This is a genomic window from Sutcliffiella horikoshii (genome assembly GCF_019931755.1).
Lineage (GTDB): Bacteria > Bacillota > Bacilli > Bacillales > Bacillaceae_I > Sutcliffiella_A > Sutcliffiella_A horikoshii_E.
In genome coordinates this window covers 1,290,384-1,306,235 of the sequence record NZ_CP082918.1, presented here as the reverse complement: position 1 = coordinate 1,306,235, position 15,852 = coordinate 1,290,384, and the positions used below count along the sequence as shown (strand labels likewise).

The window sequence follows — 15,852 nt, the reverse complement described above, 5'->3', positions numbered from 1 at the left end:
TCTTGTCTAGTTTAACATGTAGACAATCAAATTTGAAAAAGGTTACACTTGAATCAGAAGAATTTTTTTATGTACAAAAAAGGAGTTTGATATGGTGGAAAAACATCTAATTGCAGTTGACCTGGACGGAACATTATTAACAGATGACAAAAAAATTTCCAAAAGAAATAAAGTCGCCCTTCAAAAAGCAATGGAGCAGGGACATGAAGTCGTAATTGCAACCGGACGTCCATACAGAGCAAGCATCATGTATTATGAAGAAATGAATCTTACTTCTCCCATAGTTAATTTTAACGGCGCATTTGTGCATTACCCCGGCAACGATGAATGGGGCGTTTATCATGAGCCACTTTCCATTGATACAGTAAAAGAAATCGTTGAAGTAAGCGAAAAATATAACATACATAATATTTTGGCAGAAGTAATGGATGATGTTTACTTCCACTTTCATGATGAAAAATTGTTAGATATCTTCGGGTTTGGTAATCCAAAGATAGAGACAGGTGACTTGAGAAAGGTACTAAAAAAAGATCCAACATGTATCCTTATCCACGCAAGTGAAGAAGAAGTGCCTAAAATTAGAGAATACCTATCAGAAGTACATGCCGAAGTAATCGACCACAGACGATGGGCTGCACCATGGCACGTTATCGAGCTTGTTCGCACAGGCATGAACAAAGCAGTGGGATTACAAAGAGTTGCCGCTCATTACAATATCCCGAAAGAAAACATCATTGCTTTTGGGGACGAAGATAATGATTATGAAATGATTGAGTATGCAGGCACTGGTGTGGCAATGGGAAATGCCATTGACGGATTGAAAGAAAAAGCCAACGAAGTCACACTAAGTAACGAAGAAGATGGGATTGCTGTATTTTTAGAGAAAAAACTTAAGCTTTAAGACCAATATTTGCCCTAATAGAAAGCACCATTTTTACTTAGACTACATAGTGGACAAGCGATTGTCCGATATGAAAAGGGGGGCTTTCATAATGGGTAGAAGCAGCAAATCAAAACGTTTTGTTCAGCAGGGTAAAAATTCTGTACAGCTTCATGACCAGCAAATCCCTTATCACCTTACGATGGAACAAGCAGAAGAGCGCAAAGCACATCAAGCCGAACGCAACTCTCTTGGAGGGATATAATTATGGGAAACCAATTATTCCAATCCGCTCGTGAAGCAGTGATGAATGTGGTAAATGGCAAGAATGATTCTGCACCTGAGCATAACAATAAACATGATTATTCATCTGAAATCGACTCGAATTCGATGAGTGTTGCCAAAAACGCATTATCCTCCGCTTATGCAAATTCAAACGATGCTGAAAAAATGCAGCTTCGCGAATTGCAGGAAGAACTTTTCAACAGTCAACAAGACAAGTAACACACAAAACAGCGCACAAGCCATATCCAAAGCTTGTGCGCTGTTTTTTAAATTTCAAGCTGGGGATTGGAGCAAAGGGCGTAGACTCCTGCGGGGAAAGTAGCGACAATGTTGAGACCCCGCAGCGCAGCGAGGAGGCTCAAGGTCGCCCCGCGGAAAGCGAAGCCCGGTGCGGAAATCACCAGAGGTGTTTAACGGAACTTAATCTTTTCGGAAGAAGCCGAAAATACCAGTAGTCTGTACGATATTAGTAAAAGCATTCGGATCCGCTTCCTTTAAAATCCGCTCCAAATCATACATCTCATAACGAGTGATAACAATCATCAGCATTTCCTTATCTTCCCCTGTAAATGCCCCGCGTGCCGGAACCGACGTAATACCACGTACCATTTTCGCATGAATGGCTTCTTTGACCGCCTGCCCTTTCTTCGTGATAATCATTGCTGTCAGCTTCTCGTGTCTCGTATGGATCGCATCAATAACACGAGTAGAAGCATAAAGAGTCACAAGCGTATATAAAGCTTTTTCCCAACCAAACACAAGACCCGCTGTGACGATAATTACCGCATTAAGTGCAAAGAAGTACGTTCCTACAGGCTTGTCCTTCATCCGGGATAAAATCATGGCGATAATATCCAAACCACCAGTAGATGCCCCCCACTTAAGTGTCAAACCGACACCCACCGCAGCGATGACACCACCAAAAACAGCATTAAGTAAAATGTCGTCATTAAAGCTGTAGATCGGTACAACCTCTAGAAAAAACGACATTAAGAAAACACTTAAAAAACTATAAATAGTAAAAGAGCGTCCTACCTTCTTCCACGCCAATATTGTAACCGGTATATTAAGAAGCAATAACGTTATACCTGTTGAAACCGTAAAAGGGAGAAAATCTTCTGAAATACGGAATATCAGCTGAGATACACCTGTAAACCCACTAGCATAAACATCCGCCGGTATAAGGAAGAAATTCATCGCAATCGCGTTCAGAAAAGCTCCCACTAGTACAATTAGCACCTTTTTTACATGTTGTTGCACATTCATATGGCCAAAAACCTCCTAACAGCCTGCTGCCTTATTTTATGTATTTTTCCTCTTTTTACCCTCCTGAAACGAAAATCCGGATTTTCTTTTCTTGAAGAGTGATTCATTAATAGGTAAACTTGAAAAAAGGAGCAATATTCCTCTAACGGAAGGAACGTTTATTTTTTCATACAGCTTAACCCATGCTTGTAAGTATAGTAAAGAAGGTGACCTTATGACAATAAGAATTATCGCAGATAGTGCCAGCGACTTACCAAAAGATTTTTTTGCAAGTGATATGATAGACCTTATTCCTTTAAAAGTTCTGTTTGGTGACACAGAATATGAGGACATGGTCACTATTGATTCTTCACAAGTTTATGATGCCATGCGGAGTGGTGAAGTAGTTAAAACCTCACAAGCTTCCCCTGTTTTCATGAAAGAACTGTTTACAACAGTGGCACAGAAAAATGAAACTGCCATCTATGTAGCTTTCTCTTCTGAATTATCAGGTACATATCAAACAGCAGTATTGATGCAAAAAGAAGTAATGGAAGAATATCCAGATCTTGACTTAACAATCATTGATTCCAAATGCGCTTCTTTAGGATATGGTCTTGTTGTTAAAAAAGCTGCTGAAATGGCGAGTGACGGAGCATCCAAAGAAGAATTGTTGTCTTCCGTGAATCATGATATTAGTCATATGGAACATGTTTTCACAGTCGATAATTTAGATTATTTAGCTCGCGGCGGTCGCGTAAGTAAAGCATCCGCATTTGTCGGAGGACTTTTGAATATCAAGCCTTTGCTTCATATGGAAGATGGAAAATTGGTTCCACTTGAGAAAATCCGGGGCCGCAAGAAAGTATTGCGCCGGATGGTGGAAGTCATGCGGGAGCGTAATGGTTTTGACTCTGGGGAACAACGAATCGGTATCAGCCATGGAGACGACCTTGCTACCGCAGAAGCTTTAAAAGAAATGATTAAAGAGTCTTGTGATTGTGATGATTTTACCATTACTTCTATCGGTTCAGCAGTAGGCGCTCATTCGGGCCCGGGAACCATCGCCTTATTCTTCCTCAACGGGAAAAAAGCGTAACACATAACTTCATGCAGGCAGGACAACCTATTCCTATCTTTTTCAGAAAGGGGTAGGTTTTTCTATGCCACACACAAGCGATAACGACAAAAAAGCAAAAGACAACAACGCTAAACGCCATGAAAAGAACATGCAGCGTGAGAAGAATGAACAAAAAGGTGAGCGTCAGTATTCTAAGAAGACGGATCATTTGTAGGATATATTGTAGCGCCGCTTCTTTTTTGAGGGGCGGCTTTTTACATGAAAAAAAACAGCCCACTAGTCACCTAATGAGCTGCAAACCGGCGAAGCCGAACACACAATTATTTTTCTTCATCCTTCTTATACGTCCAACCCTCAGACTGACGAATCAACCCTTGCTTCAACAGCTTGCCCATTGCACGCTTAAATGCGGCTTTGCTGATATTGAATTGCTCCTTGATATCATCAGGGGCACTTTTATCGCTGTAAGGCATTGTTCCGCCTCTTAGCTCAAGATAGTCCATGATAACTTGGGCATCTTCGTCCATTGCTTCTTGTTTGCGCGGCAATAGAGATACATTGATAGTTCCGTCATCCTTCACATCAATGACTCTTCCTTCCACCACCTGGCCCAATCTTGGCTCTTCTTTACGTTCTGAGTTATGAATGAAGCCAACATAACCTTCGTTAGAAATCATATAGCTTCCCACTTTTAAAAGGCGGTAGATGGTCCCTTGAATATTTTGATTAAGGATATCGGATGGTGCTTTAATGGATCTGTCTAACATTACATCTTGCGTAGCGAGTTTTCCAATCAATTTTCCACGGCGGTCCGTTTTTACGCGGCATAGCAAATGGTCGCCAACTTGTGGCCAAATTTCTTCAAATACAGGGAGATCATCTGCTGGGATAAGAGCATCTTTTGCAATTCCGATGTTTATGAAAACACCAAGGCCCGGCAGCGGCTCCACTACTTCCATCCATTCATGCCCATTTAGACCTTTTGGAATCGTCATGGTAGCTGTAATACGGCTTTTTTGGTCAGAGTATAAGAAAACCTCGACCGTTTCATCTTCCCCTAATTCTCTTGTTGCTTCATTTTTATGAAGGAGGATTGTCTCTTCTCCATCTGTTAACATATATCCAAGCGGCGTCTCGCGATCAACCGTCAATTCTAATACCGTACCTGTTTGCATCATTTCGTTATACCTTCCTTTTTGCCCATTATTATCAACCACATTCGCATACTATATGAATGCTGGAGTTTGTTATGTAAAGTGTACATGACTTTGATTAAGTTGTCCAAATCGCTTTATTCTACTATAATTAGGAACAGAAAGCGATATTTTTCTTACAATTACCATTTGGTAAAATTTTTAAACCTATGATGGAGGGATTTCCATGGCAAAAGAGAGCTCTTTTGATATTGTTTCAAAAGTAGATTTATCTGAAGTAACAAACGCCATTAATATTGCGTTAAAAGAAATTCAGAATCGATTTGACTTTAAAGGTTCTGTCAGTGACATCAAGTTAGAAAAAGAAGAAATTGTCCTTCTTTCAGACAGTGAATTCAAATTGGATCAATTGAAAGATGTAATGGTCAGTAAAATGATCAAGCGAAATGTTCCAACGAAAAATATTCAATACGGTAAGATTGAAGATGCTTCTAAAGGGGCAGTTCGTCAGCGCGGAAAGCTTGTTCAGGGTATTGATAAAGACAATACGAAAAAAATCAATACCATCATCAAAAACTCTGGATTGAAAGTAAAAACGCAAATCCAGGATGACCAGGTACGTGTAACAGGAAAGAATCGTGATGATCTTCAACAGGTTATTGCTGCTCTTCGTGAGGCTGACTTGGATATTGACCTGCAATTTGTAAACTACCGTTAAGCTGCAACCATACATATATACCCCCGTCTACCGCGAAAAGTGACGGGGGTATTTTATTTTCTTAAACAAATTGTCCCATGATCAGTTCATCCGAATAAGTTCCGTCCTCAAATTTCACATGCCTTTCTTTTCTACCTTCCACTTTAAATCCAAGCTTTTCGTATACATGGATGGCACGTTCGTTGTGGGCGAACACTTCCAGGCAGACTTTCTCAATATCTTTATCCTCTTTTGCCCAAACAAGCAGTCTATGTATCATCTTGCTTCCTAATCCATTGTTGCAGTGTTCTTCCTGTATGCTAATGCCAAACATGCAGATATGCTTTACTCTTTTTCTAGATCCTTTTGTGGCATTTAGCATTCCAACAATATTGGAATTTTGTTCTGCCACAAGGGTAAGGTGCCCTTTTTCCATATTATCTTTTAGCCATTGTACTTCCTGCTCTACGGTGACTTTGAATTCTTCCGGTGCAGTTAAAAGGTTGCGACCTTCTCCATATACTTTTTTAGCATGCTTTAAAAGTGCTTTTGCATCTTCTATTCTTGCTTCTCTAATTATCATGTAACTCTCCCCCTTTTTTCTCTCATTGGATAAATTATAGGCGCTTTTCTCATAATAGGAAAGATTATTGGAGGTGCTACTAATGACAAATCAGCAGAAACAAACGCTCCCCCCACAGCATCAAAACAAACAGCCAGGCATTGAGTCTGAGATGACACCTAAACCTAAGTCAGAGGACGTGACTTATAAAGGTAGTGAAAAATTAAAGGATAAGGTGGCAATCATCACAGGCGGGGACAGCGGAATCGGCAGAGCTGTCGCTATTTATTATGCAAAAGAAGGGGCAGACGTTGTAGTTGTCTATTTAAATGAACACGAGGATGCAAAGGAAACACAAAGACAGGTCGAGACTGAAGGTCGGAAATGCCACCTTATTGCAGGCGATATTGGTGAGGAGGCATTCTGCAAGCAAATCGTGGATGAAACAATGGCCAACTTTAGTAAAATAGACATCCTTATCAACAACGCAGCAGAACAGCATCCACAGGAAGGCATTGAAGATATTACTGCTGCACAACTGGAGAAAACATTCCGGACGAACATTTTTTCCTTTTTCTATTTAACTAAGGCTGCGCTACCTTTTTTAGCCAGCGGGAGTTGCATTATCAATACAGCATCTGTTACTGCTTATGCAGGCAACGAGCTGCTGGTGGATTATTCCGCTACCAAAGGGGCCATCGTGGCATTTACACGCTCACTGGCTCTGCAATTGGTTGGAAAAGGGATAAGAGTTAACGGGGTGGCTCCAGGACCGATCTGGACGCCATTGATTCCGTCTACGTTTTCTAGCGATAAGGTAGCGAGCTTTGGAGCGAATACCCCGATGAAGCGTCCTGGACAGCCTGAAGAGGTCGCACCAAGCTACGTGTTTTTGGCAAGTGATGACGCTTCTTACATGACAGGACAGATGCTGCATGTGAATGGCGGGAAGATTGTGAACGGGTAAATGGAAATCGGATGTACTATGCGCTCTTTGATAATCGAAGGGCGCTTTTGGGTGTTTTTTTCTTTTGCAAAAATGGGATGTTGTATAAATGTCCGAAGTTTTTTGAAAGTTGACCGAAGTTTTTGCGAAGTTGACCAAAGTTTTCGCCAAAGTTGACCGAAGTTTTTAGATAATTGACCGAACCCTTTTTCACCCCACTAAAATCGCAAGAAATCATCAAAAATCAAGAGAGTTTTAATCGGTTAGTATTGAATGAAGTCACCTTGTTGATTGAAGTGGAAGGCGCGCAGACGCCCGCGGGAGGAAGGGACAGGTGAGACCCCGGAAGGCGAAGCCTGAGGAGGCTCACGGACCGCCCGCAGGCAAGCGAAGCGCCTGAAACGGAGATCAACCGGATTATAATATCTTCTAAATTATAGAAAAAAGCCAACCCCATCATCAGAGGCAGGCTTCCGTCATTAAATTTCTTTTCTAACAATGTTACTTTACTTCGTCATATCCTTACATGTCTGGCGTTTCACCATATTATGAGGAATGATGATTCGCTTTGTTGGTTCAGATGGATCCTTCACCTTTTGGATCAATGTCTTCGCAGCCTGGAAGCCAAGTTGAAAGATATTGATGTCAACAGAGGTCAATGGCGGCCTTGCCACTTCTGCAAGCAACACATTATTAAAGCTTACTATGGACATCTGATCTGGTACGGAAATTCCCATGTCATGCAGGGTATTAAGAATACCGAGTGACATCAAATCATCAGATACGACCAAGGCTGTAGGAGGCTCCTCAAGAGAAAGAAGTTCGGAAATCGCTTCTTGTCCCCCTTCTTTCAAAAACTCCTCATGAATGATGTATTCATCTTTATACGGAATTCCTGCATCTCTAATTGCTTTTTCATATCCCAGCAATCGGTCAATTGTAACCACCAATTGAATACTACCTCCGACAAATGCCACTCTTTTATGGCCAAGGCCAATAAGATGCTGTGTTGCTTCTTTGGCGGCACGGTAATTGTCATTATCAACATGGGTAATCTCTTCTACCTGTTCAAATGGCTTACCGATTACGACAAATGGGAAGCACTCTTTTTGCAAATACTTGATGATTTTATCTTCGACTGCCGAGTATAGTAGGATGATTCCATCAACACGACGGCCTTGAACCATCTGCATAACACCTTCTAAGATCTCGTTGCCAGTTACACCGGTTGACATATGCAGGGCATATTGTTTTTCATGTGCGGCAGTGCTAATTCCCCTTAGCACCTCTGGGAAAAATGGGTTTTGAAACGTTTTATCTGCTGATGCCGGCATCACAAGTCCGATTACTTGTGTGGATTGATTAGCCAAGCTTCTGGCAATAAAGTTTGGATGGTATCCAAGCTCTTCCATTGCTTCTCTCACGCGCTTTTTTGTTTTTTCACTTATGCGTGGATTGTTCGCGATAACGCGAGAAACTGTGGAAGGTGCCACATTGGCAATCTTTGCGACATCTTTTATAGTAACTGCCATGCACCTATCCCTCCCCCTTCATTAATTGGAAACGCATACAAATGTAACAGTACCTTCCCCCTTAATGGAGGAGTTAGGCACATTTATTCTTTATTCTTTTTCTTTCTTCTCATTACAGCAGCTGCAATAAAAGCAATAAAACCGCCGTAAATCAATGCCATCGCACTGACAAACCCAACATTAATACCGGAATCTTCTTTCACGGTATAGATCTCGGCTGTTTCTCTGTCTAGACCGATCGTGTATTTGCCGTCAGAATTACGAACCAATTCGTCTCCCAATGTACCACGTAGTTCAAGATCTTCCCCTACAAGTTCAACATCTATAGGAGCTACTTGCGTTTCACTGGAGTTATTAATCGCAATAAAGGTGGTTTCCCCTTCGTACTCGCGCTTAATTACAGCCATGGCATTATCGTCATAGACCATTTCATACGTGCCATGTGTTAGGCTTGGCATGCTTTTACGCAATTCTGCCAGCTTTGTAATATAATTTATTAATTCCTCGTCTGCTCTAAAATTCATATCTCTGCGGTTATCTGGGTCTTCTCCACCATCCAGCGCTATTTCGGTTCCATAATACATTATCGGTATACCTGGAGTGGTGTACATATAGGCCAATGCTAACTTCAACCGTGTTGGAGGGTGTTGTTTCTTTTTAATCGCTGCTCTTGTGAAGCGCTCTACATCATGATTGTCTAAGAAGGTTCCTAGAACATAAGGGTTATCATATAGGCTTTGCTTGTTTTTGAACAGTGAATCCAATCGAGTCAACGATTCATCCGGTCCTGAAAATACACGCGTAATTTCATTGTATGTCGGGAAATCGACAAACGAATCTATCCCTGTTTCTTGATAACCTGCCACATAGTTCGGGTCATCATGCCATACTTCCCCGATTAGAAAGAAGTCTTCTTTAACCGATTTCACTTCTTCCGAAAACTCTTTCCAGAAATCTTTTGGTACATGTTTGACAGTATCTAATCTGTAGCCGTCAATGTCTGTCTCTTCAATCCACCATTTTGCCATATCAATCAGATACTTTCTGGTTTCGGGATTGTCTTGATTTAAATCTGGAAGACCGTAGATCCAGCCATTCTCCACTTGTTCTTGGTCATCCCAGTTACGGATAGGCTCATTTGGGTGGAACCAATCCTGTTTGTCTGCTTCATTTAGCCATGCGTGCTGGTAACCAGTGTGGTTGACAACGAGGTCCACGATGATTTTCATGTCTCTTTTGTGCGCTTCTTTCACTAGTTCCTTGAATTCTTCGATGGTACCGAAATGTTCTTCTGTATTATAGAAGTCTTCCGTCCAATAGCCATGGTACCCTTTTTCTTCATTCTGGACGATCGGGGTCAGCCAAAGGGCAGTGAATCCCATATCCTTTAAGTAATCTAGTTTTTCTGTAATCCCGCGGAAATCTCCGCCGTGATATGCTTTTGGATCATCTCGGTTTACCTCAAAATCATTAGAGGTGTCGCCATTATTGAATCGGTCAATCATTATAAAATAAATAATCTCATCTTGCCATGCGTGTTCTTCTTTTTCAGCGTTTACAGGTTGAACGAATGGAACGAACCATGCAGAAAAAAGAAGAAACGGAACGAGAATGAGCCCCATCACTCTTTTCATCAATTCCGCTTCCCTCCCTTAAATCGTTTTAGTATTTCAGCTTGTGGTTATCTGAACCCTTGCTTTCCATAAACGATTATATACTATTCTTATCCTTTTGTTCCACCTGCAGTTAGTCCAGCAATCAAATAGCGTTGTAAGAACAAGAATAACAATGCAATTGGAATGGCAATCAGGATGGAACCTGCCGCAAAACGCGTGAAGTTGTTAGCAAATTGATCATTGATAAAGTTGAACAATCCCAGTGCCAACGTGAAATTCTCCGGGCTCCTCAAAACAATTCGTGGCAGGATAAAGTCTGTAAATGGCGCCATGAAGTTAAATAGAGCTACTACCGCTAAGATTGGCTTCGCAAGTGGAAGCATGATTTTGAAGAATACTCCAAAATGTCCTGCTCCGTCCATTCTAGCTGCTTCATCCAACTCTTTTGGAATCGTATCGAAATACCCTTTTACAAGCCATGCATTAAATGGAATTTGTCCACCGATATACACGATTGTCAAACCTACAAGAGAATCCAATAAACCTACCATGTTCAGCAAGATATAGATGGCTACCATCGCCATTAACGCCGGGAACATTTGTAATAGTAAGAATGCGTATAGCCCATACGTTCTACCTTTGAAACGGTAACGAGAGAACGCGTAAGCAACGAACGCCGTAATCATAACAGAGAAAAATGAATTGGCGATTGCAACAAGAATACTGTTTTTATACCAGATCAAGTAGTCACTCTGTGGATCAGTAAATAACCAAACATAATGTTCAAGTGACCAGTTTTCCGGAATCATGGAAGCGGAATAAAGACTTGTTCCAGGATTCAGTGATAAGCCGATTGTCCATAAAAGCGGATAGGCAATAATGATGAACATGAAGCCTAGGAATAGATAGATCAATGATACTTCGATCTTGGATTTCGTTTTAAGGTTCATTAAATATTACCCTCCTCTTTAAACGAACGAGTACGACGGAATTGGAAGAAGGCAAAACCGGCTACTATCAGTCCGAGTATAATAGATATTGCTGCTGCCATGTTGTAGTTACTCGTATCGAATGTCAGTTTATATACCCATGATATCAAGATGTCCGATCCACCGGCATTTTGTCCACGCACAGCTGGACCACCCTGATTGAATAGATAGATGATGTTAAAGTTATTGAAGTTTCCTGCGTATTGCATGATCAATAGTGGTGCAGTTGCAAATAAAAGATGTGGCATCGTGATGAAACGGAATTTCTGGAATCGCGTTCCGCCATCTACATCTGCCGCTTCGTACCAGTCTTTTGAGATACTTTGAAGTACACCTGTGAACAATGCGAATACGAACGGGAAACCTAACCATGTTTGAATCATGATAATGGCGATTTTTGTATAGAACGGATCAGTCAACCAAGGAAGCGCAACACCGATTGTTCCCAGGATGTCACGGTTAATGGCACCGAAGCGATCATTGAACATCGCAGCAAAAATCAAGATTGTAACGAAAGCAGGTACTGCCCAAGGTAAAATCAAAATCGTACGGATAAAGCGTTTATATTTAATTCGGGGGTCATTTACTAGCAATGCTAAAAATAGTCCTAATGCGATCTGGCCAGTTGTTGCACAAACTGTCCAAACAATCGTCCAGGCAAATACACTTACAAAAGTAGTTTTCCAAAGTGGAATCGATACCAGACTTGTAAAGTTCTCAAAACCTACCCAACTCAATAATGCTCTTGGCGGTGTGTTATACAGGTTGTAATCCGTGAATGCCAAGGAAACCATGAACATTAAAGGAAGCACTACGATGAACAAAAGCAGGATCAATCCTGGAATAACCATAAAGTAAGGGAATCCATTGTCATAGAAGTTTTTAAGCGCTTCTTTTACAGTCGGCTTTTCTTTTCCCAACTTCAAGTCGATGGCATTGTTTCTTGCATCCACTACGTTCAGGTAGTATAAGGCCACTGCAAAAACAGTGATAATAACAGAAATTAGTCCTTGTATTAGTAAGAAGATGGAGTGGTCTACTCGAGGAATTTCTCCAAGTGTGAATAGGCCCCAATAACCAATGTTAAGAAACTCGAAAAACGTAATCAAAAATGCAGCTTCGATGATGATGAATGTAATCCCTTTCGCATATCTGCGGTTATAGAGTTGACCTAACCCAGCAAAAATAATGGAAAGGACCATCGCTAAGGTTGGATTGTGTGAGCGCATTTTTTCAGTTGCTGTGCCGGACATAGCAGATCCTCCTCTTAAAGAAATATAGTGGATAGACTAGCGTTGCAGCTTAGTCTACCCACCAGGTTTAATCGTTAGTAATTATTCAGCTCCACTAGCTGCAATATTATCTTCGATTGTTTGAACTGCTTCTTCTAATACTTCACCAACATCGTCTCCGTTAGCGATGAATTGAAGAGCGCTACCCATTGGATCCCAAACTTGTTGCATTTGTGGAATGTTTGGCATTGGCTCACCATATTGAGTTTGCTCAGCGAATGCACCGATGATTTCATCGTTAGCAATCTCGTCGCTATCTAAAGCTTCTTGAAGTGCAGGCATTTCACCAGCAACTTCATAGTATTTCATTGCATTGTCATAGTTTGTGATGAATTTCATCAAGTCGATTGCCCACTCTTGATTCTCAGAGTAAGAGCTTAACATCCAAGCCTTTACACCAACGAAAGACTTAGGAACGTCTCCATTGTCAAGCTTCGGTAATGTAGCTGTACCTAATTTGTCACCTAAAGCATCTCTGTAAGTAGCGATGTTCCAAGGGCCTGTAAGTACAGTTGCAACTTTACCTTCTGTGAAAAGACCACTCATGATGTCGCCATTGATTTCTTTAGGGATGTAACCGTTGTCGAACCAAGATTGAACAAGTTCTCCACCTTCTACAGCGCCTTCATTAGCAAGACCGATATCAGAAGCGTCGAAACCAGATCCATCATTGTTGAAAACATAACCGCCGTTACCAGCGAAGAAAGGATAGATGAAATAGAAGTTAGTTGCTTCCATTAAGAATCCGTATTTGTCTTGACCACCGTCAGTTTGCTCTTCAGCAACTTTCATAAGGCCTTCCATTGTTGCAATTTCTTCTGCAGATACTAGATCTTTATTATAGAACATACCGTAAGTTTCAATAACTTGAGGTACTCCGTAAGCTTCACCATCAACTGTTACAGCATTGATTGCAGTTTCGCTGTAAAGAGAAGCATCTTCCCCTAAGTCGATTGGGTCAGCTAGACCACGAAGAACGATATCACCAAGACGGTCATGTGGACCAAAGAATACGTCTGGTCCGTTACCAGCTGGACCGTCAAGAGCAAGCGCTTCAACTTGATCCAACATAGAAATACCAGTAGCTTCTACTTCAATACCAGTTTCTTCTGTATAAGCAGCAAAGATTTCATCTAATGCCGCTCTTTGTTTCTCGTCATCATTTACCCATACTGTAAGGCTTTCTGGCTTATCTACTCCTTCAGTTGTAGTACCTTCGCCTTCTGCTGAACCGCCGTTTCCACCTGCGTTGTTACCTGTGTCACGTTGTGGACCACAAGCTGCAAGGACGCCTAGTGTTAGGACAGCAACCATAAGCATTGCTAAAAACTTTTTCATTTTGACCCCTCCGTCATTTGAATAATCTTTCTACTAAATTGCACAAACGATTGCATAAATGTAAGCGAAAACATATAACGCTTACATTTTTCATGAAAACGATTGCACAACTTTCACTTTTTATTATACATGTATTCGCCCAATTGACAACCTGTTTTTTAAAAAAACTTTAATATACTGATAGTTTAAAAGCCTGCTTGATGAACACTTTCTTTTAAAACCCTTGGTATATATGAGTTTATCATTCTTTCTTCGGGACTTTTGCATCACGAAGTTTTTTTCAACACCATTCCCTCTCCATTATCCGTTCTCTTTTCATTGACATTGTTTCTTTTTTGACATACCCTTATGTTGAATAAAATGGCAATGAAACCATTTCAACCATTTTTTTTCGCAATAAATGCAAGCGATTGCATGAAGGAGAGGTTGAATGCTATATGCTTAAGGAAGCAATATTCCATCGTCCAAAGAACAATTTTGCATACGCCTATAATGAAACAACTTTACACATCCGTCTGCAAACAAAGAAAGAGGATGTGGAAGCAGTAGAATTAATTCATGGCGACCCATATATATGGGAAGACGGCGAATGGATTTCATTTAAAAAGCCAATGAAGAAAACAGGATCAGACGACCTTTATGATTATTGGCTTGCAGAAGTTTCCCCAGAGTTCAGACGTCTACGTTACGGATTTGCCCTGAAATCAGGTGAAGAAACCATTATTTATAATGAAAAAGGCTTTTATGAGGAAGAACCTAAAGACTGCGGACTTTACTTCTGCTTTCCTTTCCTAAACAAAATAGATGTCTTCAAGGCTCCAACATGGGTAAAGGATACTGTTTGGTATCAAATATTCCCCGAACGCTTTGGAAACGGCAACAAAGAAAACGATCCAAAAGGCGCTCTTCCATGGGGAAGCACAGAACCTTCTACTACTAACTTTTTCGGTGGAGACTTCGAGGGGGTTATAGAACATATTGACCATCTTGTTGAATTGGGGATCACAGGCATTTACTTCACTCCGATATTTAAAGCAAAATCCAATCATAAATATGACACAATCGATTACATGGAAATCGATCCGCAATTCGGGACCAAAGAGACCTTCAAGAAACTTGTGGAAGTTTGTCATGTGAACGGAATAAAAATAATGCTTGATGCTGTGTTCAACCATAGCGGCTATTTTTGGGAACCGTTTCAGGATGTCTTGAAGAATGGAGAAAAATCCAAGTATAAGGATTGGTTCCACATTTGGAACTTCCCTGTTGTGACTAAGCCTAAACCGAATTATGATGCATTCGCATTTGTTTCGGATATGCCTAAGCTTAATACGGAACATCCAGAAGTAAAGGAATATTTATTGGAAGTGGGCCGCTATTGGGTAAGGGAATTTAACATTGACGGATGGAGATTGGATGTTGCCAATGAGGTAGACCATCAGTTCTGGAGAGATTTCCGTCAGGCTGTGAAGGCTGAAAAAGAGGACGTCTACATTCTTGGTGAAATCTGGCATGATTCGATGCCATGGTTGCAAGGTGATCAATTTGATGCAGTCATGAACTATCCGTTTACTACCGCTACTCTTGACTATCTTGCTAAAAACAAAACCAAAGCAACTGAGTTTGCAAATTCCATTTCCAAGGTGATGCACTCCTATCCTATTAACGTAAATGAAGTTGCATTTAATTTATTGGGCAGTCATGACACCCCTCGTATACTTACAATTTGCGAAGAAAACAAAGATAAATTGAAACTATTGTTCTTGTTCCAATTATCTTTTGTCGGCGCTCCTTGCATCTATTATGGTGATGAGTTCAGCATGACAGGTGAACAAGATCCAGGTTGCCGCAAGTGCATGGTGTGGGAAGAAGAAAAACAAGATCGTGATATGTTTGACTTTGTTAAGAAGCTGATTGAACTTCGCAAAGAGCTTCCTGTATTCGGAAACCACGGCGACATCCGCTTTATTGAAGCAAATGATGAGACCAATCATGTAATGTACGAGAAGGTTTCTGATTCCACGGGAGAAAGAATTTTATTTGTTATTAATAATAGCGACAAGGACTTGATCGTTACCTTGCCAGATGGCGTGAAAGGCACGGTATTGCGCGATCTGTGGAACGGTGAAGAGTTTGCATTTGCTGCTGACGCCACTGCTTTGCAAGTGAAGCTTCCGGCGTATGGCTTTCAGATTTTGGCATATTGATTTAATTTAATAAAAATGAGAATGCCCG

At 41.0% G+C, this 15,852-nt stretch carries 16 protein-coding genes; 8 read left to right on the top strand and 8 right to left on the bottom strand.

From position 1 onward, the window contains the following. Positions 1-94 precede the first annotated feature (94 nt). The 3 genes from K7887_RS06680 to K7887_RS06670 all read left to right on the top strand — a co-directional run bounded on the left by K7887_RS06680 (position 95) and on the right by K7887_RS06670 (position 1,384). Positions 95-901 (top strand): Cof-type HAD-IIB family hydrolase, encoded by an 807-nt coding sequence (locus tag K7887_RS06680; protein WP_317849252.1) that lies wholly within the window; start codon positions 95-97, stop codon positions 899-901. A 91-nt stretch (positions 902-992) separates the two neighbouring features. Further along, positions 993-1,145, top strand: coding sequence for a hypothetical protein (locus tag K7887_RS06675; protein ID WP_010192046.1), 153 nt, complete (start codon positions 993-995; stop codon positions 1,143-1,145). A 2-nt stretch (positions 1,146-1,147) separates the two neighbouring features. Beyond that, positions 1,148-1,384, top strand: a complete 237-nt coding sequence (locus K7887_RS06670) for a DUF3813 domain-containing protein (RefSeq protein ID WP_223492757.1) — start codon at positions 1,148-1,150, stop codon at positions 1,382-1,384. A gap of 201 nt (positions 1,385-1,585) precedes the next feature. Here the strand turns inward: K7887_RS06670 and K7887_RS06665 are convergent, their stop codons facing one another. Beyond that, positions 1,586-2,431 carry a YitT family protein gene (locus tag K7887_RS06665; protein ID WP_223492756.1) on the bottom strand — a complete coding sequence of 282 codons (846 nt, stop codon included), beginning with the start codon at positions 2,429-2,431 and terminating at the stop codon, positions 1,586-1,588. 214 nt (positions 2,432-2,645) lie between these two features. Here K7887_RS06665 and K7887_RS06660 point away from each other — a divergent pair, with 214 nt between their 5' ends. Next, positions 2,646-3,509 (top strand): DegV family protein, encoded by an 864-nt coding sequence (locus tag K7887_RS06660; RefSeq protein ID WP_223492754.1) that lies wholly within the window; start codon positions 2,646-2,648, stop codon positions 3,507-3,509. A 64-nt stretch (positions 3,510-3,573) separates the two neighbouring features. Next, positions 3,574-3,705 (top strand): DUF3941 domain-containing protein, encoded by a 132-nt coding sequence (locus K7887_RS06655; protein ID WP_082852400.1) that lies wholly within the window; start codon positions 3,574-3,576, stop codon positions 3,703-3,705. Between the two features lie 106 nt (positions 3,706-3,811). Here the strand turns inward: K7887_RS06655 and K7887_RS06650 are convergent, their stop codons facing one another. Continuing rightward, on the bottom strand, positions 3,812-4,666 hold the full coding sequence (locus K7887_RS06650; protein WP_223493597.1) for a CvfB family protein: 855 nt from the start codon (positions 4,664-4,666) through the stop codon (positions 3,812-3,814). A 205-nt stretch (positions 4,667-4,871) separates the two neighbouring features. On the opposite strand from K7887_RS06650, the gene K7887_RS06645 reads away from it, so the two are divergent. Then, on the top strand, positions 4,872-5,363 hold the full coding sequence (locus tag K7887_RS06645) for a YajQ family cyclic di-GMP-binding protein (RefSeq protein WP_010192059.1): 492 nt from the start codon (positions 4,872-4,874) through the stop codon (positions 5,361-5,363). 61 nt (positions 5,364-5,424) lie between these two features. Here K7887_RS06645 and K7887_RS06640 read toward each other — a convergent pair whose 3' ends face one another. Beyond that, positions 5,425-5,925, bottom strand: a complete 501-nt coding sequence (locus K7887_RS06640; RefSeq protein ID WP_223492753.1) for a GNAT family N-acetyltransferase — start codon at positions 5,923-5,925, stop codon at positions 5,425-5,427. An 82-nt stretch (positions 5,926-6,007) separates the two neighbouring features. On the opposite strand from K7887_RS06640, the gene K7887_RS06635 reads away from it, so the two are divergent. Further along, a complete protein-coding gene (locus K7887_RS06635) occupies positions 6,008-6,871 on the top strand; it encodes an SDR family oxidoreductase (RefSeq protein WP_223492752.1) in 864 nt (287 codons plus the stop codon). A 485-nt stretch (positions 6,872-7,356) separates the two neighbouring features. Here the strand turns inward: K7887_RS06635 and K7887_RS06630 are convergent, their stop codons facing one another. The 5 genes from K7887_RS06630 to K7887_RS06610 all read right to left on the bottom strand — a co-directional run bounded on the left by K7887_RS06630 (position 7,357) and on the right by K7887_RS06610 (position 13,617). Next, positions 7,357-8,382, bottom strand: coding sequence for a LacI family DNA-binding transcriptional regulator (locus K7887_RS06630; protein WP_223492750.1), 1,026 nt, complete (start codon positions 8,380-8,382; stop codon positions 7,357-7,359). 83 nt (positions 8,383-8,465) lie between these two features. Then, positions 8,466-10,016 (bottom strand): alpha-amylase family glycosyl hydrolase, encoded by a 1,551-nt coding sequence (locus K7887_RS06625; protein ID WP_223493596.1) that lies wholly within the window; start codon positions 10,014-10,016, stop codon positions 8,466-8,468. An 89-nt stretch (positions 10,017-10,105) separates the two neighbouring features. Beyond that, positions 10,106-10,948, bottom strand: coding sequence for a sugar ABC transporter permease (locus K7887_RS06620; protein WP_223492748.1), 843 nt, complete (start codon positions 10,946-10,948; stop codon positions 10,106-10,108). Further along, the gene (locus K7887_RS06615) at positions 10,948-12,240 is read right to left on the bottom strand and encodes a sugar ABC transporter permease (protein WP_010192075.1); all 1,293 of its coding nucleotides are present in this window, start codon (positions 12,238-12,240) and stop codon (positions 10,948-10,950) included. The genes K7887_RS06620 and K7887_RS06615 overlap by 1 nt, the downstream gene beginning before the upstream one ends. Before the next feature lie 81 nt (positions 12,241-12,321). Then, positions 12,322-13,617 carry a sugar ABC transporter substrate-binding protein gene (locus K7887_RS06610; RefSeq protein WP_223492747.1) on the bottom strand — a complete coding sequence of 432 codons (1,296 nt, stop codon included), beginning with the start codon at positions 13,615-13,617 and terminating at the stop codon, positions 12,322-12,324. Between the two features lie 437 nt (positions 13,618-14,054). On the opposite strand from K7887_RS06610, the gene K7887_RS06605 reads away from it, so the two are divergent. Continuing rightward, positions 14,055-15,824, top strand: coding sequence for an alpha-glycosidase (locus tag K7887_RS06605; RefSeq protein WP_223492746.1), 1,770 nt, complete (start codon positions 14,055-14,057; stop codon positions 15,822-15,824). Positions 15,825-15,852: the final 28 nt, after the last annotated feature.

Excerpts from the sequence above, each read along its gene's own strand:
- K7887_RS06675 (WP_010192046.1), top strand. The coding sequence starts at position 993 with ATGGGTAGAAGCAGCAAATCAAAACGTTTTGTTCAGCAGGGTAAAAAT.
- K7887_RS06670 (WP_223492757.1), top strand. The coding sequence starts at position 1,148 with ATGGGAAACCAATTATTCCAATCCGCTCGTGAAGCAGTGATGAATGTG.
- K7887_RS06665 (WP_223492756.1), bottom strand. The coding sequence starts at position 2,431 with ATGAATGTGCAACAACATGTAAAAAAGGTGCTAATTGTACTAGTGGGA.
- K7887_RS06660 (WP_223492754.1), top strand. The coding sequence starts at position 2,646 with ATGACAATAAGAATTATCGCAGATAGTGCCAGCGACTTACCAAAAGAT.
- K7887_RS06655 (WP_082852400.1), top strand. The coding sequence starts at position 3,574 with ATGCCACACACAAGCGATAACGACAAAAAAGCAAAAGACAACAACGCT.
- K7887_RS06650 (WP_223493597.1), bottom strand. The coding sequence starts at position 4,666 with ATGCAAACAGGTACGGTATTAGAATTGACGGTTGATCGCGAGACGCCG.
- K7887_RS06645 (WP_010192059.1), top strand. The coding sequence starts at position 4,872 with ATGGCAAAAGAGAGCTCTTTTGATATTGTTTCAAAAGTAGATTTATCT.
- K7887_RS06640 (WP_223492753.1), bottom strand. The coding sequence starts at position 5,925 with ATGATAATTAGAGAAGCAAGAATAGAAGATGCAAAAGCACTTTTAAAG.
- K7887_RS06635 (WP_223492752.1), top strand. The coding sequence starts at position 6,008 with ATGACAAATCAGCAGAAACAAACGCTCCCCCCACAGCATCAAAACAAA.
- K7887_RS06630 (WP_223492750.1), bottom strand. The coding sequence starts at position 8,382 with ATGGCAGTTACTATAAAAGATGTCGCAAAGATTGCCAATGTGGCACCT.
- K7887_RS06625 (WP_223493596.1), bottom strand. The coding sequence starts at position 10,016 with ATGAAAAGAGTGATGGGGCTCATTCTCGTTCCGTTTCTTCTTTTTTCT.
- K7887_RS06620 (WP_223492748.1), bottom strand. The coding sequence starts at position 10,948 with ATGAACCTTAAAACGAAATCCAAGATCGAAGTATCATTGATCTATCTA.
- K7887_RS06615 (WP_010192075.1), bottom strand. The coding sequence starts at position 12,240 with ATGTCCGGCACAGCAACTGAAAAAATGCGCTCACACAATCCAACCTTA.
- K7887_RS06610 (WP_223492747.1), bottom strand. The coding sequence starts at position 13,617 with ATGAAAAAGTTTTTAGCAATGCTTATGGTTGCTGTCCTAACACTAGGC.
- K7887_RS06605 (WP_223492746.1), top strand. The coding sequence starts at position 14,055 with ATGCTTAAGGAAGCAATATTCCATCGTCCAAAGAACAATTTTGCATAC.